This is a genomic window from Falsiroseomonas frigidaquae, assembly GCF_012163145.1.
Classification (GTDB): domain Bacteria; phylum Pseudomonadota; class Alphaproteobacteria; order Acetobacterales; family Acetobacteraceae; genus Falsiroseomonas; species Falsiroseomonas frigidaquae.
In genome coordinates, this window is record NZ_JAAVTX010000008.1 from 215,236 (window position 1) to 237,663 (window position 22,428).

22 protein-coding genes are annotated in these 22,428 nt (G+C 69.7%); 14 read left to right on the forward strand and 8 right to left on the reverse strand.

The features are described 5' to 3' along the window. Positions 1–21: 21 nt before the first annotated feature. On the reverse strand, positions 22–420 hold the full coding sequence (locus tag HB662_RS25955; RefSeq protein ID WP_168054420.1) for a DUF6636 domain-containing protein: 399 nt from the start codon (positions 418–420) through the stop codon (positions 22–24). Between the two features lie 60 nt (positions 421–480). Here HB662_RS25955 and HB662_RS25960 point away from each other — a divergent pair, with 60 nt between their 5' ends. From HB662_RS25960 to HB662_RS25975, 4 genes are all read left to right on the forward strand, one after another. Next, entirely contained in the window at positions 481–1,674 is a 1,194-nt protein-coding gene (locus HB662_RS25960; RefSeq protein ID WP_168054422.1) for a phosphoglycerate kinase, read from the forward strand. A 169-nt stretch (positions 1,675–1,843) separates the two neighbouring features. Beyond that, positions 1,844–2,041: a hypothetical protein gene (locus tag HB662_RS25965; RefSeq protein WP_168054424.1), complete on the forward strand. Its 198-nt coding sequence runs from the start codon at positions 1,844–1,846 to the stop codon at positions 2,039–2,041. A 120-nt stretch (positions 2,042–2,161) separates the two neighbouring features. Next, on the forward strand, positions 2,162–2,719 hold the full coding sequence (locus tag HB662_RS25970) for an NUDIX hydrolase (protein WP_168054426.1): 558 nt from the start codon (positions 2,162–2,164) through the stop codon (positions 2,717–2,719). Further along, entirely contained in the window at positions 2,716–3,075 is a 360-nt protein-coding gene (locus HB662_RS25975; protein ID WP_168054428.1) for a hypothetical protein, read from the forward strand. Before HB662_RS25970 ends, HB662_RS25975 begins: the two co-directional genes overlap by 4 nt. A 23-nt stretch (positions 3,076–3,098) precedes the next feature. Here HB662_RS25975 and HB662_RS25980 read toward each other — a convergent pair whose 3' ends face one another. From HB662_RS25980 to dapF, 6 genes are all read right to left on the reverse strand, one after another. Then, positions 3,099–4,124: a transporter substrate-binding domain-containing protein gene (locus tag HB662_RS25980; RefSeq protein ID WP_168054430.1), complete on the reverse strand. Its 1,026-nt coding sequence runs from the start codon at positions 4,122–4,124 to the stop codon at positions 3,099–3,101. Positions 4,125–4,135: 11 nt separating this feature from the next. Further along, positions 4,136–5,236 (reverse strand): transporter substrate-binding domain-containing protein, encoded by a 1,101-nt coding sequence (locus HB662_RS25985; protein WP_168054432.1) that lies wholly within the window; start codon positions 5,234–5,236, stop codon positions 4,136–4,138. 12 nt (positions 5,237–5,248) lie between these two features. Next, positions 5,249–6,028 carry a DUF4189 domain-containing protein gene (locus tag HB662_RS25990; protein ID WP_168054434.1) on the reverse strand — a complete coding sequence of 260 codons (780 nt, stop codon included), beginning with the start codon at positions 6,026–6,028 and terminating at the stop codon, positions 5,249–5,251. A gap of 174 nt (positions 6,029–6,202) precedes the next feature. Further along, positions 6,203–7,324, reverse strand: a complete 1,122-nt coding sequence (gene ftsY, locus HB662_RS25995; protein WP_342449588.1) for a signal recognition particle-docking protein FtsY — start codon at positions 7,322–7,324, stop codon at positions 6,203–6,205. A 156-nt stretch (positions 7,325–7,480) separates the two neighbouring features. Then, complete coding sequence (gene mtaB, locus HB662_RS26000; RefSeq protein WP_168054438.1) at positions 7,481–8,725, reverse strand: tRNA (N(6)-L-threonylcarbamoyladenosine(37)-C(2))-methylthiotransferase MtaB; 1,245 nt, start codon at positions 8,723–8,725, stop codon at positions 7,481–7,483. Then, positions 8,722–9,603, reverse strand: a complete 882-nt coding sequence (dapF, locus tag HB662_RS26005) for a diaminopimelate epimerase (protein WP_168054440.1) — start codon at positions 9,601–9,603, stop codon at positions 8,722–8,724. Before dapF ends, mtaB begins: the two co-directional genes overlap by 4 nt. Positions 9,604–9,692: 89 nt before the next feature. Here dapF and HB662_RS26010 point away from each other — a divergent pair, with 89 nt between their 5' ends. The 7 genes from HB662_RS26010 to pheT all read left to right on the forward strand — a co-directional run bounded on the left by HB662_RS26010 (position 9,693) and on the right by pheT (position 17,891). Continuing rightward, a complete protein-coding gene (locus HB662_RS26010; protein WP_168054442.1) occupies positions 9,693–11,258 on the forward strand; it encodes an ABC transporter substrate-binding protein in 1,566 nt (521 codons plus the stop codon). Between the two features lie 13 nt (positions 11,259–11,271). Continuing rightward, positions 11,272–12,147, forward strand: a complete 876-nt coding sequence (locus HB662_RS26015) for a metallophosphoesterase family protein (RefSeq protein ID WP_168054444.1) — start codon at positions 11,272–11,274, stop codon at positions 12,145–12,147. Positions 12,148–12,274: 127 nt separating this feature from the next. Beyond that, a complete protein-coding gene (locus HB662_RS26020; RefSeq protein WP_168054446.1) occupies positions 12,275–13,246 on the forward strand; it encodes an ATP-grasp domain-containing protein in 972 nt (323 codons plus the stop codon). A gap of 411 nt (positions 13,247–13,657) precedes the next feature. Next, positions 13,658–13,864 carry a 50S ribosomal protein L35 gene (rpmI, locus tag HB662_RS26025; RefSeq protein ID WP_168054448.1) on the forward strand — a complete coding sequence of 69 codons (207 nt, stop codon included), beginning with the start codon at positions 13,658–13,660 and terminating at the stop codon, positions 13,862–13,864. Positions 13,865–13,879: 15 nt separating this feature from the next. Further along, positions 13,880–14,245 (forward strand): 50S ribosomal protein L20, encoded by a 366-nt coding sequence (rplT, locus tag HB662_RS26030; protein WP_168054450.1) that lies wholly within the window; start codon positions 13,880–13,882, stop codon positions 14,243–14,245. 81 nt (positions 14,246–14,326) lie between these two features. Further along, positions 14,327–15,412, forward strand: a complete 1,086-nt coding sequence (gene pheS / locus HB662_RS26035; RefSeq protein ID WP_168054532.1) for a phenylalanine--tRNA ligase subunit alpha — start codon at positions 14,327–14,329, stop codon at positions 15,410–15,412. Between the two features lie 4 nt (positions 15,413–15,416). Continuing rightward, positions 15,417–17,891, forward strand: coding sequence for a phenylalanine--tRNA ligase subunit beta (pheT, locus tag HB662_RS26040; protein WP_168054452.1), 2,475 nt, complete (start codon positions 15,417–15,419; stop codon positions 17,889–17,891). 103 nt (positions 17,892–17,994) lie between these two features. Here the strand turns inward: pheT and HB662_RS26045 are convergent, their stop codons facing one another. Next, the gene (locus HB662_RS26045) at positions 17,995–18,381 is read right to left on the reverse strand and encodes a RidA family protein (protein ID WP_168054454.1); all 387 of its coding nucleotides are present in this window, start codon (positions 18,379–18,381) and stop codon (positions 17,995–17,997) included. An 83-nt stretch (positions 18,382–18,464) separates the two neighbouring features. On the opposite strand from HB662_RS26045, the gene HB662_RS26050 reads away from it, so the two are divergent. The 3 genes from HB662_RS26050 (at position 18,465) to HB662_RS26060 (ending at position 22,401) form a co-directional block, all read left to right on the forward strand. Further along, complete coding sequence (locus tag HB662_RS26050) at positions 18,465–19,457, forward strand: Bug family tripartite tricarboxylate transporter substrate binding protein (RefSeq protein ID WP_168054456.1); 993 nt, start codon at positions 18,465–18,467, stop codon at positions 19,455–19,457. A 120-nt stretch (positions 19,458–19,577) separates the two neighbouring features. Beyond that, a complete protein-coding gene (lepA, locus tag HB662_RS26055; RefSeq protein WP_168054458.1) occupies positions 19,578–21,383 on the forward strand; it encodes a translation elongation factor 4 in 1,806 nt (601 codons plus the stop codon). Between the two features lie 37 nt (positions 21,384–21,420). Beyond that, complete coding sequence (locus tag HB662_RS26060; protein ID WP_168054460.1) at positions 21,421–22,401, forward strand: tripartite tricarboxylate transporter substrate binding protein BugD; 981 nt, start codon at positions 21,421–21,423, stop codon at positions 22,399–22,401. Positions 22,402–22,428 lie beyond the last annotated feature (27 nt).

The following is a 22,428-nucleotide window of genomic DNA, read 5'->3' on the forward strand; positions in this document are numbered from 1 at the left end:
GGCGCCGGGGGGCAGGCAGTCTCAGAACATCCCGAGCTGGCGGCGCGACAATTCGAAGCCGCGGCCGTCGGCGTTGATGCATTTCAGGCCGCTGCGCTCGGCGTGGCAGGTAACTCCCACGCCGTCCCACCGATCGCCGTAGTTCAGCCGGCGCGCGCCGCGGTTCACCACCGTGTCGCCGGCACACAGCACGCGTGGGCCGCCCCGCGCGCCGATGCTGTAGGCGTGACCCCAATCCGTATCGCAATCCTTCGGCTTCGGCGGCCTGGCGAAGCTGAACTCGACGAGGTCGCAGCGCAACGCGCCTTCCTCCACCTCGCAAAAGACGTTGCCCGAGGGCAACTGGAAGCCCTGCTGGGCCGATGCTACGACCGGAAAACCGAGCAGGGTGAGAGTGGCGGCAGCGACAAGCAAGCGCATCGTTCGTCCTTCATGAATGCACCCCATTTCACCAACCTCGAGTTGAGGAGAGCCGAAGCGATGCAGTTCCGGAACATTGATGCGATGGACGCCCAAGGCAAGCGGGTACTGCTGCGCGCCGACCTAAACGTGCCTGTCCGGGACGGCGTCATCACCGACCGCACCCGCATCGAGCGCCTGGCGCCGACGATCCGCGAACTGGCCGAGAAGGGCGCGCGCGTCATCATCTGCAGCCACTTCGACCGCCCCAAGGGCAAGCGCGTGCCGGAGATGTCGCTGCAGCCGATGGTGGAGGCGCTGTCCGCCGCGCTTGACCGCCCCGTTGCCTGGGCCGAGGACTGCATCGGGCCGCAGGCCGAGGCCGCGGTGGCCGCGCTGGCGGATGGCGAGGTGCTGCTGCTGGAGAACACCCGCTTCCACGCCGGCGAGGAAAAGAACGACCCGGCGATGGCCGCGGCCCTGGCGAAGCTGGCCGATGTCTATGTGAACGATGCCTTCTCCGCCGCCCATCGCGCGCATGCCAGCACGGAAGGCGTCGCCCATCTGCTGCCCGCCTATCCGGGCCGGCTGATGGAAGCCGAGCTGAAGGCGCTGGATGCGGCGCTGGGCAATCCGGCGCGGCCGGTGGTCGCCATCGTCGGCGGCGCCAAGATCTCCACCAAGCTGGAGCTGCTGGGCAACCTGACGCGGCGCGTGAATGTGCTGGTGATCGGCGGCGCCATGGCGAATACCTTCCTCGCAGCCCAGGGCCACCCGATGGGCCGGTCGCTGCAGGAAGCCGAGATGCATGACACGGCGCGGACCATCATGGCCGAGGCGCAGGCCGCCAATTGCGAGATCCTGCTGCCGGTGGACCTGGTCGTCGCCAGCGAATTCGCCGCGCAGGCGCCGCACCGCACGGTCGCCGTCGACCGCGTGCCGCAGGACATGATGGCGCTCGATGTCGGGCCGGATACGGTGGAGTTGGTGGAGAAGCGGCTGCGCCAGGCCTCCACCCTGGTCTGGAACGGCCCCTTCGGCGCATTCGAGATCCCGCCCTTCGACACGGCGACGGTGGCGGTGGCGCAGTCCGTGGCGGGGCTGACCTCCTCCGCCGGGCTGAAATCCATCGCGGGTGGCGGCGATACCGTCTCCGCACTGCGCCATGCAGGGGTGATGGAACGCCTTACTTATGTCTCCTCCGCCGGCGGGGCCTTCCTGGAATGGCTGGAGGGCAAGACGCTGCCGGGGGTGAAGGTGCTGGAGACGGCCTGAGGGGAAGATTCACAAAATCTCAACCTGAGGCGCCGATTCCACTATAGGTTGCTAGATTCTTAACGGCGCATTTCGGCACTCTGCCGATATGCGCCCCATCCGGCCGACATCGGCGAAATCCGCTTACAGGTTCACGGATCATTCAGACCTTAGCTTCATGGTCGTCCGCATGATCGCCATGAACTCCCTGTCCGCCTTCACGGCGGAAGTCTCGCGGACGCAAGGTGCGGCGCAGGTGCGCGGCACGGGCGCCGGCCCGCAACCGCTGCAGCCGATGCCGGCGCCGCAGCAGCGCACGCTGGATGCGCTGCCGGCGCCGCCCACCGGCCCGATGCCGCGCGGGTCGCTGCTCGACCTGCGGGTCTGAGACCCGCGCCGTAGCCGGCGCGATTGCAGGCGTGGCGAGAACCGCACGATCTGAGGAAGCTGGCCGTGGCGTGATCCTGCGCGCCTTGCGAAGCGGCCCGACCGGCGCCACCCTGTTGGGATGTCCAGCGACCCGGCCCGCTTCATCCGTAGAACGCCCCCCGGGGAAGACCGCGAGCGCCTGACCTGCGGCGAATGCGGCTACATCGCCTACGAAAATCCGAAGATCGTCGTCGGCTCCGTCGTCGGGGTGGATGGCAAGGTGCTGCTCTGCCGCCGCGCCATCGAACCGCGCCGCGGCTTCTGGACCATCCCCGCCGGCTACATGGAGCTCGGCGAGACGGTGGAGGAAGGCGCAAGGCGGGAAGCGCTGGAGGAAGCCTGCGCCGAGCTGCGGCTGGATGGCGTGCTGGCGGTCTATTCCATCGCCCGCATCGGCCAGGTGCAGATCCTGTTCCGCGCCGGCCTGGCCACCCCCGGCTTCGCCGCGGGGCCCGAAAGCCTGGAGGTGCGACTGTTCGCCTGGGAGGAAATCCCCTGGGACGACCTTGCCTTCCCCTCCGTCCACTGGGTGCTGCAGGCGTGGCGGGAGGCCGGGGATGCGCCGCTCGGCGCGCCGCGCGGCAATCCGGCCGGCGATCTACGCGGCACCACCCCCTTGAAGGCGGCGGCGCTATGAACCGGCGCGGCCTGCTCGCGGCCGGACTGGCGCTGCTGGCCCCCGGCACGGCGCTGGCGCAACGGCGCGGGGCGGCACAGGTGCTGCCGTATCCCCCGCCCCCTGCCCCGCCGCTGCCGGGCATGATCCGCCCGCCGTTGGTGGTGGGCGATCTGGCGCCGATGCCCAACCGCAACATCCAGGCGCCGCCCGACATCTATGGTGACCAGGTCGGCCCGCGGCTGGAGCCGATGATCATCGATGAGCGCGAACAGCGCCGCGGCTTCACCTTCGGCCGGGAGCATCTGTCGGACCGGCAGGACGTGCTGCTGAAGGACCTCGCCCCCGGCGCGCGCCTGCGGATTCCGCTGGATTAGCGCCGGCACGCGGCGCGGCGGCTTCAGCGCATCGGGATCGGGTACATCAGCCCGCCGCGGTTCCACAGCGCGTTCAGCCCGCGCTCCAGCTTCAGGCTGGAACCCTGGCCTAGGTTGCGCTCGAAGACCTCGCCGTAATTGCCGACCTGGCGGAGCACCTGGAACGCCCAGTCATCGGACAGGCCGAGCGGCGTGCCGAGGCCCGGTTCCGCGCCCAGGATGCGGCGAACGAGTGGCGACGGGTCGGCGCGGCGGGCGGCGGCATTGGCGGTGCCGATGTCCCGCGCCTCGCCTTCCAGCATCACGTTCACCACCCAGAACACCAGGCTGCGCCAGTGCGGGTCGCCATCGCGCACCAGCGGGCCGAGCGGCTCGCGGCTGATGATATCAGGCAGCAGGAGGTGGGCCGCAGGGTCCGCGGTGCCGGTCTGCCGCAGCACCAGCAGGCTGGACAAGTCGGCGCTGATCGCATCGCAGCGGCCGGCGGCATAATCATCCCGCAGGCCGGCGAAGCCAGGGGATTCGACGGGCGTGGTACGAATGCCGAGGCGGCGCGCCGCATCGGATTGCGCCTGCGCATTCGAGGTGCCGGCGACGACGCAGATGCGCTTGCCGTCCAGCCCCTTCGCCTCAGTGATCCTGGCGGCGGCGGGCACCAGGAAGCCCTGGCCATCATTGAAGTTGATCCCGGCGGGGGACAGGCCAAGATCGGTATCGCGGCCCATGGTCTGCGTCAGGTTGCGGCTGGCGACATCCACCCGTCCCTCGCGCAGCGCCGCGATCGCCTGCGGCGTGGTCATGCCGAGGAAGCGCACCTTGTTCGCATCGCCCAGCGCGGCGGCGGCGATGGCGCGACAGGTATCCGCGTCCAGCCCGCGCACCACGCCCTGGGCATCGGCCTGGGCAAAGCCCGCCAGGCCGGTATTGGTGGCGCACAGCAATTCCCCCCGCGCCCGCACCTGTTCGAGCGTGGATTGCGCGGCGGCCGGCAAGGCGGCCAGGCCGGCGAGAAGGCTGGCGGTCAGGCCGAGGATCAGCATCGGTCGCATCGGCATGCTCCTCAGCGCAGCGGCAGGGGGAACATCAGCCCCCCGCGCTGCCAGTTGTCATTTGGTCCGCGGTCCAGGCCGAAGCGGCTGCCGGCGCCCAGGTTGCGGTGGAACACCTCGGCATAGGACCCGACCTGGGCCAGCACGCGCTGCGACCAGTCTCCGTCCAGCCCGATATTCCGGCCCAGCGCGTCCTCCATCCCGATAAGCCGGCGCAGCACCGGGTCGTTCGACTGCACCATCTCCACCAGGTTGGTGCTGGTGACGCCGAACTCATCGGCTTCCAGCATCGCCTGCACTACCCAGAACACGGCCTGGCGCAGCGGCTCCTCGCCCTCCCGCACCAGCAGGCCGAGCGGCTCGCGGCTCAGGAATTCGCGCAGCAGGGTGAAGTCATCGGGGTTCGGCAGTTCCGTGACGCGACGGATGGCGAGCTGGGAGGCATCGGTGGAGGCCGCCTCGCACCGTCCCGCCGCCAGCGCCTGGAGCAGCGCGGTGCCGCCGCCGGCCTCGATGACGGTGATGGTGATGCCGAGGCGCGCGGCCTCGCTCTCCACCACTTCCCGCCCGGTGGAGCCGGCGATGCCGGTGACGCAGACCCGCTTGCCGTCCAGGTGGCGCAGGCTCGCATAGCCGGAGTCGCGGCCGACCAGCAGGCCCTGGCCGTCGAAGAAGGTGATGCCGGCGAAGGCCACCGGCTGCGCCGTCTCCCGCGAATAGGTGAAGGTGGTGTTGCGCGACAGCAGGTCGATCCGCCGCGCGCCGAGTGCCGCGAAGCCGGCCTCCGGCGTGTCGATCTGGACGAAGCGCACCTTGGCGGCATCGCCCAGCACGGCGGCGGCGACGGCGCGGCAGAAATCCGCATCGAAGCCGCGCATGGCGCCCTGCGCATCCGGCGCGGCGAAGCCGGGCAATGCGCCGTTCACGCCGCAGGAAAGCTCGCCACGGGCACGTATGGCGGCCAGCGCGCCATTCGCCGGCTGCGTCTGGGCTGTCGGCAAGGTCTGGGGTGCCGGCAAAGTCTGGGGTGCCGGCAAGGTCTGGGCCGCACCCGGGATGGCCGGCGACAGCAGGCCGAGCGTGAGAAGCGTGGCCGAGAGGATCTTGTGCATGATCATATCCGCCTAGCAGCCGGAGGCCGCGACGCGGCAGGTGACGCCCGGCAGCGCGCGGCAGGACTGCATGGCTTGCGCCTCCGCCTCCTGCTCCGTTGCGCCGAGGCCGGGGAAGTTGCGGGCCAGCACCACGGTGCTGATGTCGCTGGTCATCGCCATCGCATTCGGATGGCGCATCACCCCCTGCACCAGGGCACCGCAGCGATTGACGAGTTCGCCCTGGAACTTGCAGGGGATCCGCCCCGCCATGGTCTGGCAGGCGCGTACCGCCGCGGTGTTCACCGCCAGCCGGTCCGTCGCGCCATTGCCGAAGCCGAATGCGGCCGTTGGCGCATCCGTGGCATAGACGGCGCCGTAGCGGCTGCCGGACTCGGCCGCCTGCTGGCCCCCGGCGAGCTGCACTCCCATGCCCGTACCCGCCGAGGCCACGGCGCGCGCGCCGCCGACCGGCTGGAAGCACGGGCCGGAGGCGATGCCGCCGCCGAGCGCGCCGCAGACGGCCACCGTCAGCCGCGCGAAGCGCTGCGGCGGAAGCATCATGCGGTACTGCCCCCCGGCGCTGCAGCGCAGGTCCCAATAGGCGGTGCGGTCCTGGTCGAAGCCGGCGAAATAGGTCGTGTTGACCGCCTGGCAGCTTGCGCCGCCGCCGGTGAGGACCCGGAAGACCTCCGTCCGCCGCACAGTCTCCGACATGCTCGAGAGCTGGTCATGCAGGGGGTTGCCCGATTGCGCCTGCGCCACGGCCGGCAGGGCAAGAAGGAAGGCAAAGGCAAGCCAGCTGCGGCGCATCCTGCGTCGTCTCCAAATTCGTACGCGCACGATCCATTGCGCATACGGATATGAACCTAGGCGCAAGCACACATTGTCAGAAGCGTTAACAACATGACAATAAGTTGATAACTCGGTTGGGCAGGTGGCGCAGCCTTCCGCGAAGGCCGCTCCGCCACGCGGCGGTGGCCGAGGTTAGCCCAGGCCCACCAATCCGCGCGCGTAATCCACCGCGGTGAAGGGCCGCAGATCGGCGGCCTTCTCGCCCACGCCGACGAAATGCACCGGTAGCCCGATCTCCTGCGCCAGCGCCACCACCACGCCGCCCTTGGCGCTGCCATCCAGCTTGGTGACCGCGAGGCCCGAAACCGCGACCATGTCCTTGAAGGTCCGCACCTGCTGCAGGGCGTTCTGCCCGGTGGTCGCATCCAGCGTCAGCAGCACCGAATGCGGCGCGGAGGGGTCGAGCTTGCGGATCACGCGGATGATCTTGGCCAGTTCCTCCATCAGCGCCGATTTGTTGTGCAGCCGGCCGGCGGTGTCGATCAGCAGAAGGTCCATCCCCTCCGCCCGCGCGCGGGACAGCGCATCATGCGCCAGGCCCGCGGCGTCGGCGCCCATCTTGGCTGGCGCCACCACCGGGCAGCCGGTGCGGTCGCCCCAGATCTGCAGCTGCTCCACCGCCGCGGCCCGGAAGGTGTCGCCGGCGGCGAACATCACCTTGAGGCCCTGGGCACGGTATTGCTGGCCGAGCTTGGCGATGGTGGTGGTCTTGCCGGTGCCGTTCACGCCGACCACCAGCACCACATGCGGCGCCAGGTCGCGGCGGATCTCCAGCGGCTTCGCCACGGGGGCCAGGATCTCCGCGATCGCCTCCGCCAGCGCGGCCTTCACTTCCTCGTCCGAGACCTCCCGGCCGAAGCGGGTCTTCCGGAAACCCTCGACGATGCGGCGCGCGGCGGCGACGCCGAGATCGGCCGCGATCAACGTATCCTCCAGCTCCTCCAGCGCCGCGTCGTCCAGCCGGCGCTTGCGGAAAACGGTGGTGAGCGCATCGGTCAGCCGCGCCGTGGAGCGGGACAGGCCGGTCTTGAGGCGGGAGAACCAGCCGCCGGCCGCCGGGGTGGCCGGCTCCGGCTCGCTGCTGGCCAGCGCCTCATTCAGCGCCGCGTCGTCATCGGCCGGGGCCAGGAGTTGTTCCGGCCCGGGCATGGGCAGCGCTTCAGGTGCCGGCTCCGGCTGCGGCTGTGGCGACAACGTGGTGAAGGGCGCCGGGGTGGCCGGCACCGGCGGCAGCGGCGACACCGGCGGCAGCATGGGCGGCTGCGGTGTCTCGGGCCCCGGCGCGACGGGGATCGGCGGCTGGGCCGGCGGCGGGGTTACCTGTGCCGGCTCGGGGCTCGGCTCAGGGCTCGGCTGGGGGGCAGGTTCGCGGCCGCGCAGGCGGTCCCAAAATCCCTTGAGTGCCATGTGTCAGGCCGCCTCCGCGATCAGGCCCCGGTCATCGGCGGCCAGCACCCGCATCGGGCGCAGGCTGCCGGGGGCGGGCGCGTGGCCCTGCACCCGGACCGGGGCGAATTGTTCGGTATGGCCGCGGCCACCCTGTTCCAGCAGCACAGATTCCACCCGGCCGAGCCGGCTGGCAAACAGCGCCTGGCGCGCTTCGGCCCCGGCCTGGCGCAGCCGCGCCGCGCGTTCCCGCCGCAGCGCTACCGGAAGCTGCGGCATGCGCGCGGCCGGGGTGCCGGGGCGGGCGGAGAAGGGGAAGACGTGCAGGAAGCTCAGCCCGGCTTCCGCCACCAGCGCCAGCATCTGCCGGAAATGCGCCTCCTCCTCCGTCGGGAAGCCGGCGATGAGGTCGGCGCCGAGCGCGATCTCCGGCCGCAGGGCGCGGGCGCGCGCGGCCAGCGCCAAGGCCTCGGCCCGGCTGTGGCGGCGCTTCATGCGCTTCAGCATCAGGTCCGCGCCATGCTGCAGGGACAGGTGCAGATGCGGCATCAGGCGGGGTTCCTCCGCCAGCAGCCGCCAGAGGTCGTCATCCATCCCGGCCGGGTCCAGCGAGGAAAGCCGCAGCCGCGGCAGGTCCGGCACCAGCGCCAGCAGCCGCCGCACCATCTGGCCGAGCCGCGGCTGGCCTGGCAGGTCCGGCCCGTAGCTGGCGATATCGACGCCGGTCAGCACCACCTCCCGGTACCCCTGCGCCACCAGGGCGCGCACCTGCTCCACCACCACGCCGAGCGGGACGGAGCGTGAGGGGCCGCGGCCATAGGGGATGACGCAGAAGGTGCAGCGGTGGTCGCAGCCCTGCTGCACCTGCACCAGCGCGCGGGCGCGGCCGGCGAATTCTGTAACCGGCAAAGGTGGCGGCGCCTCGGCCTGCATGATGTCGGGCACCGGGCCGGCCGGCGCATCCGGCGCCCAGGATTCCGGACGCAGCTTCGCCGCATTGCCCAGCACCCGCGCCACGCCGGGCAGCGCGGCCCAGGCCTCGGGGGCGATCTGCGCGGCGCAGCCTGTGACGATGATGCGGGCCTGCGGCGCCTCCCGCGCCGCGCGGCGGATCGCCTGGCGGGCCTGGGCCTCGGCCTCCGCCGTCACGGCGCAGGTATTGACGATGATGGTCCGGGCATCATGGCCGGCGGTCTCGGCCAGGCCGCGCATCGCCTCCGTCTCGTATGCATTCAGGCGGCAGCCGAAATTCAGCGTCCGAACGCTCATGCAACAGCCGAATCGGGCAGCGTGCCGGTGAAGGCGGTGGCGACCGGGCCGGTCATCAGCACATGGCCGTCCGCCCGCCATTCCATGAACAGGTCGCCGCCCGGCATGGTGATGGTGGCGCGCCGCCCGGTCAGCCCGCGGCGATGCGCGTTCACCATGGCGGCGCAGGCGCCGGAGCCGCAGGCCAGCGTGATGCCCGCCCCGCGTTCCCAGATCACCAGCCGCATATGCTCGGGCGAGAGAATTTGCGCAAAGCCGATATTGGCGCGGTCGGGGAAGATCGGGTCCGTCTCCAGCCCCGGCCCGATCTCCGCCACCGGCACGCGGTCCAGGTCCGGCACGAAGAAGGTGGCGTGCGGGTTGCCCATGGAACACGCGGCCGGGTCCGCCACCTCACCGCGGGCCAGCGGCAGGTGCAGCGTATCCACCTCCCGCGCCAGCGGCACGTCGCGCCAGCCGAGCCGGGCCAGCCCCATATCGGCGCGCCACAGGCCGCCGGGCAGGCGTTCCACCGGCAGGTCGCCGGCGATGGTCCGCACCACCACGCGGTCCGCCCCCGCCTCATCCGCGACGAGGGAGGCGATGCAGCGCGTGGCATTGCCGCAGGCGCCGGCTTCCGACCCATCCGGGTTGCGGATGCGCATGAAGACATCGGCGCCATCCGTGCCGGGCTCCATGACGATGAACTGGTCGCAGCCGATGCCGAAATGCCGGTCGGCGATGGCGGCCGCACCGGACGGGGTGATGGGCAGCGGGCGGGCACGCGCATCCAGCACGACGAAGTCGTTGCCCAGGCCGTGCATCTTGCGGAAGGGAATGGTCACACTCCGGATATAGAGCGCGCGCCAGCCCGGTGAAACCCGCACAGGCCATGCCATCGGCCCGGCTTCACGCGCCGCTCATCCGCCCGTCATCCACCTGACGCGCATCCTGCCTAGCCTCCGGCGCGACGCAGAAGGCCCCACCCATGACCCTCACCCGCCGGATGATCCTGGCTGCCCCCTTGGCCGCCCCCTTGGCCGGCCCTGCCCTGCTGCCGCGCGTGGCCGGTGCCCAGGCGGATGCGCGCCCGGTGCTGCGCATCGCCGTGCAGGCGCTGCCGCCGACGCTGGAACCGCTGGAGGCGATCTCCAATGTCGGGCTGCGGATCACCACCAATGTCTTCGACACGCTCTGGCGCCGCGACTTCCGGGCGGAGGCGGCGCAGGGCGGCCAGCACCTCACCCCCTTCCTGGCCACCAGCCTGGAACAGCGCGACCCGCTGACCTGGGTCGCCACGCTGCGCGAGGGGGTGCGGATGCAGGATGGCGGGGAGATGACCTCCGCCGACGTGCTCTCCACCTTCTCCGCCGAGCGGATGTGGGGCGACCCGGTGCAGACCTTCGAGGGACGGGTGAATTTCGGCCATCTCGCAGGGGTGGAGGCCGATGGGCCGCGCCGCGTGGTGTTCCGCACGAAGACGCCGGACCCGGTGATGCCGCAGCGGCTCGCGGCCTATGGCGGCTGGATCCACTCCGCCCGCGCCTATGCCGAGGGTGGCCGCGACGGGCTGCGCACGAAGCCGGTGGGCAGCGGCCCCTATCGCGTGGCGTCCTTCCAGCGCGACCAGCGCGCCGTGCTGGAGAGCCATGACGACTACTGGCAGGGCCGGCCGCCGGCGAAGCAGGTGGTGTTCACCGTGGTGCCGGAAGCCTCCTCCCGCCTCGCCGGCCTGCAGGCGGGGGATTTCGACCTGGTCACCAACCTGCTGCCGGAACAGATCGAGGGCCTGGCCCAGCACCCGACGCTGGAGGGCGTGGATGTGGCGCTCGATTTCGCCCATATCCTCTACTACGACACCAGCCGCCCGGCGCTGCGCGACCCGCGCGTGCGGCGCGCCCTGAACCATGCAGTGGACACGGAGCTGCTCGGCCGCAGCCTGTGGGGCGAGGCCTTCCGGCCGATGCGGGCGCTGCAGATCCCGGCCTTCGGCGAGCTTTACGATGCCGATCGCCGTGGCTTCGCGCATGACCCGGACCTGTCCCGCCGCCTGCTGCGGGAAGCCGGGTACAAGGGCGAGGAAATCGTCATCCGCATCGCCCCCGGCTACTACCTGCAGATGCTTCAGGCGGTGCAGATCGTGCAGCAGATGTGGCTGGCGGTCGGCGTGAACACCCGGCTGGAAACGCGGGAAAACCTGTCCCTGCTCACCCAGCCCGGCGCCGATATCCGCCCGACCTCCATCGCCTTCCGCTTCCCGGACCCGCTGGGCGGCGGCCTCGCGGTGCATCTGGCGGAGGATTACTCGCTGCAGAAGAACGGCTTCTGGCGCCCGGTGCGGTTCAACGAGCTGGTGCGCGCGCTGCGCCTGGCGAATGACCCCACGGAACGCAAGCGCCTGTGGCTGGCGCTGCTCGATGAGTTCGAGGCGGAGGCGCCGGCGCTGATCCTGTACCCGGTGCGCGAATACTTCGCCAAACGCCGCGCCATCCAGTGGCAGCATCCGCCGCTGTATTACATGGATTTTCGCGCCACCCAGCTGCAGTTCACCTGAAGGAACCGCCCGCATGAGCAAGATCGTCTTCCTCTCGGACCTGCATCTCTCGCCGACGCATGGTTTCTTCTGGCAGAACTTCCTGATTGGCTGCGACGTCGCCAATGCCGACGGGGCGCAGGCGGTGGTCGTCAACGGCGATTTCTGCATCAACGGACCGGACAGCGACGCCGAGATGGACTTCGCCGCCCGCGCCCTGTCGCGCCTGCGCGGCGAGGTGCTGGCCCTGCCCGGCAACCATGATGTGGGCGACGAGCCGCCCGGCCAGGACCCCAGCCAGATCATCGACCCGCCGCGCCTGGCGCGCTGGAACGAGGCGTTCGGCGCCGACCGCTTCGTGCTGGACGCCGGCGCCTGGCGCCTGGTTGGCGTTAACGCCCAGCTCTTCGGCTCCGGCCTGGCGGATGAGGCGGAGCAGACCGCCTGGATGGTTCAGCAGATGGCCACCGCCCAGGGCCGGCCGGTGGCGCTGGTGCTGCACAAGCCGCTGTTCGTCGAACATGCGGAGGAGGACCAGGCGACCGCCAGCTCCCTCAACCCCGCCCCGCGCGCGGCGCTTCTGCCGCTGCTGCGGCAGGGCGGCGCGCGGATGGTGATCTCGGGCCATCTGCACGCCAGCCGCGACCGCGTGGTGGACGGCATCCGCCACCTGTGGCTGCCGGCGCTGGCCTTCCTCGGATCCCCGACCCATGGCGGCATGCCGGCCGTCGGCGCGGTGGCGGTGGATTTCAGCGAGGCGGAAGCGGTGGTCACGGAAATGCCCTTGCCCGGCGCCGTGCCGCATAACCTGGCCGCGCTGAAGGGCCATGGGCGCTACAAATTCCTCCGCGACATGCCGGAATGCCCGCCGGGGACGGAGCAGGCCGTGCTCGGCGACGCGGCCGAGTAGAAAGCAGATTTCGCGCCAACGAGCCTCGACGTAGAGGAAAAATCTTTCTTAGTCGTCCCTATTGCGCCATCGTGGAAAAATCATCTTCTCTCGGCGGGAAATCAGCCTTCCGAGAGGGTCCGCTGCCATGACCAAGGTCCATGTGATCCACGAGAATGACGCCTGGGTGGCGCCGCTGCGCGCTGCCTTCGACAGCCTCGGCACGCCCTTCGAGGAATGGTTCCTCGATCGCGGCGTGCTGGACCTGAACCGGCCGCCGCCGGCCGGCGTGTTCTACAACCGGATGAGCGCCTCCTCCCACACCCGCGGGCATGTCTATGCGCCGGAATACGCCGGCGCGGTGATCGAGGTGCTGGAGCGGCACAATCGCCCGCTGGTGAATGGCCGCCGGGCGCTGCAGCTCGAACTCTCCAAGGTGGCGCAGTACCAGGCGCTGTCGATCCACGGCATCCCGGTGCCGGCGACGCTGGCCGTGGTGGGGCGGGAGAACATTCCCGAAGCCGCCGCGAAGCTCGGCTACCCGCTGATCCTGAAGCACAACCGGGCCGGCAAGGGCCTCGGCGTGCGCCTGGTCCGCAGCGAGGCCGGGCTGCGGGAGGCGCTGGCCCTGCTCGACATCACCACGGATTCGGAGGCGCATCCGCGCGACGGCATCTGGCTGGTGCAGCGCTACATCGAGGCAGCCGAGCCCTTCATCACCCGCGCCGAATTCGTCGGCGGGCGCTTCCTGTACGCGGTGAAGGTCGATACCTCCGAGGGCTTCGAGCTGTGCCCGGCGGACGCCTGCAATATCGGCGAAGGCGCCGCCTGCCCGGCCGTGGCACCCACCCATAAGTTCAGCATCCTCGATGGCTTCCAGCACCCGCTGATCCACCGGATGGAAGCCTTCCTGCTGGCCAACAACATCGGCGTCGGCGCCATCGAATTCATCACCGACATCCACGGCAACAGCTTCGCCTACGACGTCAACACCAACACCAACTACAACGCCGAAGCCGAAGCCCGCGCCGGCCGCACCGGCCCGCAAACCGGCATGGGCGCCATCGCCGCCCACCTGACCGCGCTGCTGCGACGGGACAGCCTGGCGGCGGCGGCGTAGGGCGGCGCTGGTTGGCTTGCAGGAGGGGCGCTGCCCCTCCTGCACCTCCCCGCCAGGGGCCTCGGGCCCCTGGACCGCGAGGCCTTCGAGCAGGAATGGAGAGGGGCCAAGACGACCGCATGTTCGGCGGTACGTCTGGCCCCTCTCCATTCCTGCTCAAGATTCATGGGTTCAAAGGGCCAAAGCCCTTTGCGGGAGGGTGCAGGGAGGGCAGAGCCCTCCTTGCAATCACCGGCGCCAGCCCCTCGCTTGCGCCCCGGCTGTCGCGCCGCTACAAGCCGCGCTCCGCGTGTCATGGCCTCTGGTTGGGCATGCCTGGCCGCGGATACGTGTCCCTGCCGCATGGTGCGGTCTGGTCCTTCGAGAGGGGGGCTGGGGTGAGGTGGGACCGGCCAGACCTTGGAGGTCCAAATGCCCAAGATGAAGACCAAGTCCAGCGTGAAGAAGCGCTTCACGTTGACGGCGTCCGGCCGCGTCAAGGCCGGCGTTGGCAACAAGCGCCACATGCTGACGGCGAAGACGAACAAGATGAAGCGGCAGAACCGTGGCACCTTCCTGCTCCCGAAGCAGGACAGCGACACGGTGAAGCAGTGGATGCCTTACGGTTCGAGCCGGTAAGGGAGGATCTGAACCATGGCACGTGTGAAGCGGGGCGTAACCAAGCACGCCCGTCACAAGAAGATCCTCAAGCTCGCCAAGGGCTATGTCGGTCGGTCCTCTACCGCCTATCGCCCCGCTCTGGAGCGGGTCGAGAAGGCGCTGCAGTATGCCTATCGCGACCGTCGCAACAAGAAGCGTGACTTCCGCGGGTTGTGGATCCAGCGCATCAATGCCGCGGTCCGCGAGCACGGCATCACCTATTCCCGCTTCATGGCGGGCATCAAGGCGGCGAACATCGAGATCGACCGCAAGATGCTGGCGGCGCTGGCCTTCGACGACGCGGCAGGTTTTGCGGCCATCGTCGAGAAGGCGAAGGGCGCCCTCCCCGCGCAGGCCTGAACCTTTCGGGTTCGGACTGAGACTGACACAGGAGGGCCGTCCCGCAGGGGGCGGCCTTTTCCGTATCCGGATGCTGGCATGATGACGGATGACCTTGCGGCTTTGAGGACGGAAGCGGAGGCGGCACTGGCCGGCGCCGCGGATCTGCGCGCGCTCGATGCGGTGCGGGTGGCGGTGCTGGGCAAGTCCGGCAGCCTGAGCGGTTTGCTCAAGGGCCTGGGCGCCGTCCCGGCCGACCAGCGGAAGGAACGCGGCGCCGCGCTGAACCGCCTGAAGGGCGAGGTCGAGGCGCTGCTCGAAGCCCGCAAGACGGCGCTGGAGGCGGAGGCGCTGACGGCGCGGCTGAAGGCGGAGCGGCTGGATGTCTCCCTGCCGCCCCGCCCCTTCGCGCCGGGCACGGCCGCGGATGGCGGCATCCACCCGATCAGCCGGACCATCGACGAGCTGACGGCGATCTTCGGCAGCATGGGCTTCCGGGTGGTCGAGGGGCCGGATATCGAGGGCGACTGGTACAATTTCGGCGCGCTCAACATCCCGGACCATCACCCGGCGCGGCAGGACCACGACACCTTCTACATGCCGGGCACCGATGCCGCCGGGCAGCGGCTGGTGCTGCGCACGCAGACATCGCCCTTGCAGATCCGCACCATGCTGGGCGAGCCGCCGCCGATCCGCATCATCGCGCCCGGCCGCACCTATCGCGCCGACCATGATGCGACGCACAGCCCGATGTTCCACCAGGTGGAGGGGCTGGTGATCGACCGCGGGATTACCCTCGGCCATCTGAAGGGCTGCCTGACGGATTTCCTGCGGGCGTTCTTCGGCATTTCCGACCTGCCGGTGCGATTCCGCAGCAGCTACTTCCCGTTCACCGAGCCCTCCATGGAAGTGGACATCGGCTGGAACCGGAAGACGGGTGAGCTTGGCGGCGGTGGCGACTGGCTGGAGATCCTGGGCAGCGGCATGGTCCACCCGAAGGTGCTGGCCAATTGCGGGCTGGACCCGCGCGAATGGCAGGGCTTCGCCTTCGGCATGGGCATCGAGCGCATCACCATGCTGAAGCACGGCATGCCGGATTTGCGCCCCTTCTACGAAAGCGACCTGCGCTGGCTGCGCCACTGGGCCGCCGATCCGCTGGCGCCGGCCAGCCTGCACGAGGGGATCTGATCCGATGAAATTCCCCCTGAGCTGGCTGCGCGAGCATCTGGAGACGGATGCGACGCTGGACGCCATTGCCACCACCCTCTCCGCCATCGGCATCGAGGTCGAGGGCATCGAGGACAAGGCCGCGCAGCTCGGCAGCTTCCGCATCGCCCGCGTGATCGAGGCGGTTCAGCACCCGAATGCGGACCGGCTGCGGCAGCTGCGCGTCGATGTGGGCGATGGGCGCGAACTGTCCGTTGTCTGCGGCGCGCCGAATGCGCGGACGGGCATGAAGGGCGTGCTGGCGGTGCCGGGCGACTTCATCCCGGGCACCGGCATCACGCTGAAGCTGGGCGAGATCCGCGGCGTGAAGTCCGAGGCGATGATGCTGTCCTCGCGGGAAATGGGTCTCGGCGATGACCATTCGGGCATCGTGGACCTGCCGGAGGATGCGCCGCTCGGCGAGAGCTATGTGAAGTGGGCGGGCCTCGATGATCCGGTGATCGAGATCAAGGTCACGCCGAACCGCGGCGACGCGCTCTCCGTGCGTGGCATTGCACGGGATCTGGCGGCGGCGGGCCTCGGCACGCTGAAGGGCTGGGAGGTGGCGCCGGTGGCGCCGGCCTATCCCGCTCCGCTGCAGTGGAAGATCGCCGATCCGCGGGCCTGCACCTGGGTGCTGGGGCGTGCGGTGCGGGGCGTGAAGAACGGGCCCTCCCCGCAATGGCTGCAGGACCGGCTGGTGGCGATCGGGCTGCGGCCGATCAGCGCGCTGGTTGATATCACCAATTTTTTCACGTTTGCTGTCGGTCGCCCGCTGCATGTCTTCGACGTGGCGAAGGTTGCCGGCACCGAGCTGACCATGCGTATGGCCCGGCCCGGCGAGGAATTGCTGGCGCTGAACGGCAAGACCTATGCGCTGACGGAGGAGGACGGCGTCATCGCCGATGCCGATGGCGCGGAAGCGCTGGGCGGCATCATCGGTGGCGAGCATTCGGGCTGCGACGAAGGCACCACCGAATGCTTCATCGAATGTGCGCTGTTCGACCCGGTGCGCATCGCGCTGTCCGGCCGCCGGCATGATGTGCGCACCGATGCGCGGTCCCGCTTCGAACGCGGCATCGACCCGGCACTGCTGCCCAAGGCGCTGGAAGCGGCGACGAGGATGATCCAGGAGCTGTGCGGTGGCGAGGCTTCGGAGATTTCCGAGGCCGGGGCCGAGCCGGCCTGGCAGCGCCAGGCGACGCTGCGCTTCGCCCGGGTGCGCGACCTCGGCGGGCTGGATCTGCCGGAGGCCGAGGTGGTCGGGCGGCTGGAGCGGCTGGGCTTCACCATCGCAGCCCGTGATGCGGCGCAGGTGACGGTGGATGTGCCGTCCTGGCGCAACGACATCGCCGGCCCTGGAGCGCTGGCGCAGGACCCCTCCCTGCCCGCCGACCGCGCCCGCATCGCCGCCGAGGGCTGTGCCGAGATCGAGCCGGAATGCGACCTGGTGGAGGAGGTGCTGCGCCTGGGCGGGCTGGATGCGGTGCCGGCGGTGTCGCTGCCCGTCACCTCCGCCGTGCCGCGACCGGCGCTGGCGCCGAAGCAGGTCCGCGCGGCGCTGGCGCGGCGGGTGCTGGCTTCGCGCGGGATGCAGGATTGCGTGACCTACGGCTTCCTGGACCGGGCGACGGCCGCCCTATTTGGCGAGACGCCGGATGGGCTGCACCTGGAAAACCCGATCGCCAGCGACCTGGACCAGATGCGGCCGACGCCTGTGGCATCGCTGGCCATGGCGGCCGCCCGCAATGCGGCGCGTGGCTTCGGCGATGTGGCATTGGGCGAGATCGGCGGCGCCTATCGCGACCCGGCGGCGGGCATCAGCCAGTTGGCGGTCGCCGCGGGCGTGCGCGCCGGGCAGACGGCGGCCAACTGGGCAGCGCCGGCGCGGCCGGTGGATGCGCTGGATGCCAAGGGCGATGCGCTGGCCGTCGTGGCGGCGCTCGGCGTGCCGATGGCGGCCGTGATGCTGACCACGGATGCGCCGGGCTTCTACCACCCCGGCCGTTCCGGCGTGCTGCGCCAGGGGCCGAAGACGGTACTGGCGACCTTCGGCGAACTGCACCCGCTTGTGGTGAAGGCACTCGGCCTGGCAGGGCCGGTGGTGGCCTTCGAGGTGTTCCTCGACGCGATCGCGGAGCCGAAGCGCAGGAAGAAGGGCCTGCCCGACCTGCCGGCCTTCCAGCCGCTGCGGCGCGACTTTGCGTTCATTGTCGATGCGAGCGTGCCGGCGGAGCAGGTGCTGCGTGCGGCCCGCAATGCGGAGAAGACGCTGGTGGCCGACGTGGTGCTGTTCGACCGCTATGCCGGCGACAAGCTGCCGGAAGGCAAGATCAGCCTGGCGATCCAGGCGACCTTGCAGCCGAAGGAACGCACCCTGACCGATGCCGAGATCGAAGCCGTCACGGGCAAGATCGTCGCCGCCGTGACCAAGGCAACCGGCGCGGTGCTGCGCGGCTGATCGGCTGGCCCGATCCCGTCAAGCCCGGTCCCGTCAAGCCCGGTCCCGTCAAGCCCGGTCCAGTCAAGCCCGGTCCCGCCAGGCGCGGGGCCGGGCCGGGCGGTCAGTCCTTGCCGAGATAGACGGTGGCATCGATCTCGACCAGGCAATCGACGGAGCCGAGCCCGCTGACGATGCAGGACACGCGGTGCGGCGGGTTCTCGACGAAATTGGCGAAATACACCTCGTTCATCGGCTCCCAATTCGCGCGGTCCGTCACGTAGACGGTGCACTTCACCACATCATCCATGGTGCCGCCGGCCTCCTCGATCAGGGCGCGGATATTGTCCAGCGTCTGTTGCGTCTGGGCACGGACATCGCCGACGACGAACCTGCCTTCCACGTCCCGGCCGGTGGAGCAGACGAACAGGAATCCGCCGGCCAGCGTCGCCTGGGCGAAGGGGCGGCTGGATTTGAACACCTTGGGTGACGAGATGGCGCGCTTCGGCATGGCGTTCGGCTCCTTCGGATGATCCGGTTTGTTCTGATATTTGCTCTTCCGCCGTCGCGAAAGACCCGGCTACCCTTCCGGGCATGATCGCCCGCCGCACGCTGCTCGCCGCCACCGCCGCCGCGCCTTTGGCGAGCCCCGCCCTTGGCCAGATATCGACCACCCGGCCGATGCGGCTGATCGTGCCCAATCCACCCGGCGGGCAATCCGACACCATCGCCCGGCTGTATGGCGAGGCCATCCAGGCAACTTCCGGCCAGGCCGTCGTCATCGAGAATCGCAGCGGCGCCAATGGTCTGATCGCCATGGATGCGGTCTCCAAGGCGCCGCCGGATGGCCTGACCACGGGGCTGTTCAGCATAACGCTGTTCACCTCCCTGCCCGCCATGATGTCGCGCATGCCGCTGGATGTGGACCGGGACGTGACGCCGATCACCAGCGTCGTCACCTCCACCACGCTGTGCTGCGTGCGGGCGGACCGGGCGGCGGAGCGGGGCTGGACCGATTTCGGCGCCATGCTGGACTGGGCCAGGCGCCCGGGGAATGAACTGACGAATGGCGCCGCCAGCAGCGGCGGCGCGTCCCACCTGCTGACGGCGACCATCGCCCGGCGCAGCGGGGCCGCCATCACCGTGGTGCCATACCGGGGCGGCGCGCCGGCGCTGAACGACCTGCTGGCGGGCAATATCGACATGGCCTTCGACTTCATGCCGGCCCTGCTGCCGCATGTGGCCGCCGGCACGCTGAAGCCGATGGCCGTAGGGTCCCGCGCCCGGGTGCCATTCCTGCCGGATGTGCCGGGCCTCGGTGAATTCGCCGGCCATGGCATCGGCGAGATCGACCTGCAGAGCTGGAACATCCTGGCCGGCCCGGCCGGACTGCCGCCGGCGCTGTGCAGCCAGACGGTTGAGCTGCTGCGCCGCGCCGCCGCCCATCCGGGGCTGGAGGAACGGCTGCGCGCCAATGGCCTGCTGCCGCTGCCGCCGCTGGAGCCGGCCGCGACCCGCGCCCGGATCCTGGCCGACCGCCCGCGGTGGCGGGAGATGGTGGAGATCAGCGGCGCCCGGATCGAATAAGCGGGCCGGGTAGCCGGCACAGGCGCCGCGCCCGGAAAAGTTTGGACTTACGCGGGTTCTGCCCTATCTCCCCGGTGACGCAGGCGGGCCTTTCCCGCCATGGCCGGCGCCCGGAAACAGATGACCGACACACCCCTCTCCCGCATCCGCAACTTCTCGATCATCGCCCATATCGACCATGGGAAGTCCACGCTCGCCGACCGGCTGATCCAGACCACCGGCACCGTGGCGCTGCGCGAGATGAAGGAACAGCTCCTCGACAACATGGAGCTGGAGCGGGAGCGCGGCATCACCATCAAGGCGCAGACCGTGCGCCTGCAATACAAGGCGAAGGATGGGGAGACCTACATCCTCAACCTGATGGACACGCCCGGCCATGTGGACTTCGCCTATGAGGTGAGCCGGTCGCTCGCCGCCTGCGAGGGGTCCCTGCTGGTGGTCGATGCCTCGCAGGGCGTCGAGGCGCAGACGCTGGCCAATGTTTACCAGGCGCTGGATGCCAACCACGAGATCGTCCCGGTCCTGAACAAGATCGACCTGCCGGCGGCGGAGCCGGAGCGGGTGAAGCAGCAGATCGAGGATGTCATCGGCCTCGATGCCTCCGACGCCGTGATGATTTCGGCCAAGACCAGCCTGAACATCGAAGGCGTGCTGGAGGCCATCGTCACCCGCCTGCCGCCGCCGACCGGCGATGGCGAGAAGACGCTGACGGCCCTGCTGGTCGATAGTTGGTACGACGCCTATCTCGGCGTGGTGGTGCTGGTGCGGGTGCGCGACGGGCATCTGCGCAAGGGCATGAAGATCCGCATGATGTCGAACGGCACCGCCCATACGGTGGAGCAGGTCGGTGTCTTCACGCCCAAGATGGTGGCGGTGGAAAGCCTCGGCCCGGGCGAGATGGGCTACGTCACCGCGGCCATCAAGACGGTGGCCGATACCAATGTCGGCGACACGCTGACCGATGACCGCAACCCGGCGACGGAGGCCCTGCCGGGCTTCAAGCCTTCCATCCCCGTGGTCTGGTGCGGGTTGTACCCGGTGGATGCGGATGATTTCGAGAAGCTGCGCGAATCGGTCGGCAAGCTGCGGCTGAACGACAGCAGCTTCCACTACGAGATGGAGAACAGCGCGGCGCTGGGCCTCGGCTACCGCTGCGGCTTCCTCGGCCTGCTGCACCTCGAGATCGTGCAGGAGCGCCTTTCCCGCGAGTTCGACCTGGACCTGATCGCGACCGCGCCTTCCGTCGTCTACAAGATCAAGAAGACGAACGGCGAGGAGAGCGAGCTGCACAACCCGGCCGACATGCCGGACCCCAGCGTGATCGAGGAAATCAGCGAGCCCTGGATCAAGGCCACCATCATGGTGCCGGAGGAATATCTCGGCTCCGTCCTCACGCTGTGCAACGAGCGCCGCGGCGAGCAGGTGGAGCTGACCTATGTCGGCACCCGCCCGATGGCCGTCTATCGCCTGCCGCTCAATGAGGTGGTGTTCGATTTCTACGACCGGTTGAAATCGGTCTCCCGCGGCTATGCCAGCTTCGACTACACGGTGGATGGCTACCAGCCGGGCGACCTGGTGAAGATCTCCATCCTGGTGAATGCGGAGCCGGTGGACGCGCTGTCCTTCATGGCGCACCGCACCCAGGCGGACCGCCGCGGCCGGCAGATCTGCGAGAAGCTGAAGGAGCTGATCCCGCGCCAGCTCTTCAAGATCCCGATCCAGGCCGCGATCGGCGGCCGCGTGATTGCGCGCGAGACGATCAGCGCCATGTCGAAGGACGTCACGGCAAAGTGCTATGGCGGTGACATCAGCCGCAAGCGCAAGCTGCTGGACAAGCAGAAGGAAGGCAAGAAGCGCATGCGGCAGTTCGGCAAGGTCGAAATCCCGCAGAGCGCCTTCATCGCCGCCCTGAAGATGGACGCCTGAACCCTAACGCCTGCCTTCCCGAGGGAACGAGACAAGAATGACCAGGATCGGAAAGCGGGGCCTTCTCGGCCTCGCCGGCGCCGCGCTCGCCGCGCCTGCTTTCGCACAAGGGACGTTCCCGACCCGCACGGTCAACATGATCGTGCCCTTCGCCGCCGGCGGGCCGACCGACACGGTGGCGCGGCTGATCGCCCAGGCGATGAGCACCTCGCTCGGCCAGACCGTGGTGGTGGAGAATGTGGGCGGCGCCGGCGGCACGCTGGGTGCGCAGCGCTGCGCCCAGGCGCGGCCGGATGGCTACACCATCCTGATGCACCACATCGGCATGGCGACTATTCCGACTCTGTATCGCCGCCTCGCCTATGACCCGATCAACGGCTTCGAGACCATCGGCCTGGTGACCGAGGTGCCGATGACGCTGATCGGCCGCAACGGCCTGCCGGCGCAGACCATGACCGAACTCGCGGCCCTGGTGCGGCGGGAAGGCGAGAAGCTGAACTACGCCAATGCCGGCATCGGCGCCGCCAGCCACCTGTGCGGCCTGCTGCTGCAACAGGCACTCGGCACCAAGATGACCACGGTGCCCTATCGCGGCACCGGCCCGGCGATGAACGACCTGCTGGCCGGCACGGTGGACCTGATGTGCGACCAGACCACCAATACGACGGAGCAGATCAAGTCCGGCAGCGTGCGCGGCTTCGCGGCGACCACGCCGGAGCGGATTGCCGCGCTGCCGGACCTGCCCACCGCGGCCCAGGGCGGGCTGCCGGGCTTCGAGGTCAGCGTGTGGCACGGCCTGTATGCGCCGAAGGGCACACCGGCACCGGTCATCACCCGGCTGAACCAGGCGCTGGTCACTGCGCTGCAGGATGCCAATGTCGGCACCCGCTTCGCAGCCCTCGGCACCGCGCCGGTACCGGTGGCGCGCGCCACGCCCGATGCACATCGGGCCTTCTGGCAGGCGGACATCGCCAAGTGGCGCCCGCTGATCCAGGCCGCCGGCCAATACGCCGACTGATTTCGGTATGCTGCCGCAAGCGGGTTG

Coding starts and splice junctions, on each gene's coding strand:
- HB662_RS25955 (WP_168054420.1), bottom strand. CDS start 420: ATGCGCTTGCTTGTCGCTGCCGCCACTCTCACCCTGCTCGGTTTTCCG.
- HB662_RS25960 (WP_168054422.1), top strand. CDS start 481: ATGCAGTTCCGGAACATTGATGCGATGGACGCCCAAGGCAAGCGGGTA.
- HB662_RS25965 (WP_168054424.1), top strand. CDS start 1,844: ATGATCGCCATGAACTCCCTGTCCGCCTTCACGGCGGAAGTCTCGCGG.
- HB662_RS25970 (WP_168054426.1), top strand. CDS start 2,162: ATGTCCAGCGACCCGGCCCGCTTCATCCGTAGAACGCCCCCCGGGGAA.
- HB662_RS25975 (WP_168054428.1), top strand. CDS start 2,716: ATGAACCGGCGCGGCCTGCTCGCGGCCGGACTGGCGCTGCTGGCCCCC.
- HB662_RS25980 (WP_168054430.1), bottom strand. CDS start 4,124: ATGCGACCGATGCTGATCCTCGGCCTGACCGCCAGCCTTCTCGCCGGC.
- HB662_RS25985 (WP_168054432.1), bottom strand. CDS start 5,236: ATGCACAAGATCCTCTCGGCCACGCTTCTCACGCTCGGCCTGCTGTCG.
- HB662_RS25990 (WP_168054434.1), bottom strand. CDS start 6,028: ATGCGCCGCAGCTGGCTTGCCTTTGCCTTCCTTCTTGCCCTGCCGGCC.
- ftsY (WP_342449588.1), bottom strand. CDS start 7,324: ATGCTGCCGCCGGTGTCGCCGCTGCCGCCGGTGCCGGCCACCCCGGCG.
- mtaB (WP_168054438.1), bottom strand. CDS start 8,725: ATGAGCGTTCGGACGCTGAATTTCGGCTGCCGCCTGAATGCATACGAG.
- dapF (WP_168054440.1), bottom strand. CDS start 9,603: ATGGCATGGCCTGTGCGGGTTTCACCGGGCTGGCGCGCGCTCTATATC.
- HB662_RS26010 (WP_168054442.1), top strand. CDS start 9,693: ATGACCCTCACCCGCCGGATGATCCTGGCTGCCCCCTTGGCCGCCCCC.
- HB662_RS26015 (WP_168054444.1), top strand. CDS start 11,272: ATGAGCAAGATCGTCTTCCTCTCGGACCTGCATCTCTCGCCGACGCAT.
- HB662_RS26020 (WP_168054446.1), top strand. CDS start 12,275: ATGACCAAGGTCCATGTGATCCACGAGAATGACGCCTGGGTGGCGCCG.
- rpmI (WP_168054448.1), top strand. CDS start 13,658: ATGCCCAAGATGAAGACCAAGTCCAGCGTGAAGAAGCGCTTCACGTTG.
- rplT (WP_168054450.1), top strand. CDS start 13,880: ATGGCACGTGTGAAGCGGGGCGTAACCAAGCACGCCCGTCACAAGAAG.
- pheS (WP_168054532.1), top strand. CDS start 14,327: ATGACGGATGACCTTGCGGCTTTGAGGACGGAAGCGGAGGCGGCACTG.
- pheT (WP_168054452.1), top strand. CDS start 15,417: ATGAAATTCCCCCTGAGCTGGCTGCGCGAGCATCTGGAGACGGATGCG.
- HB662_RS26045 (WP_168054454.1), bottom strand. CDS start 18,381: ATGCCGAAGCGCGCCATCTCGTCACCCAAGGTGTTCAAATCCAGCCGC.
- HB662_RS26050 (WP_168054456.1), top strand. CDS start 18,465: ATGATCGCCCGCCGCACGCTGCTCGCCGCCACCGCCGCCGCGCCTTTG.
- lepA (WP_168054458.1), top strand. CDS start 19,578: ATGACCGACACACCCCTCTCCCGCATCCGCAACTTCTCGATCATCGCC.
- HB662_RS26060 (WP_168054460.1), top strand. CDS start 21,421: ATGACCAGGATCGGAAAGCGGGGCCTTCTCGGCCTCGCCGGCGCCGCG.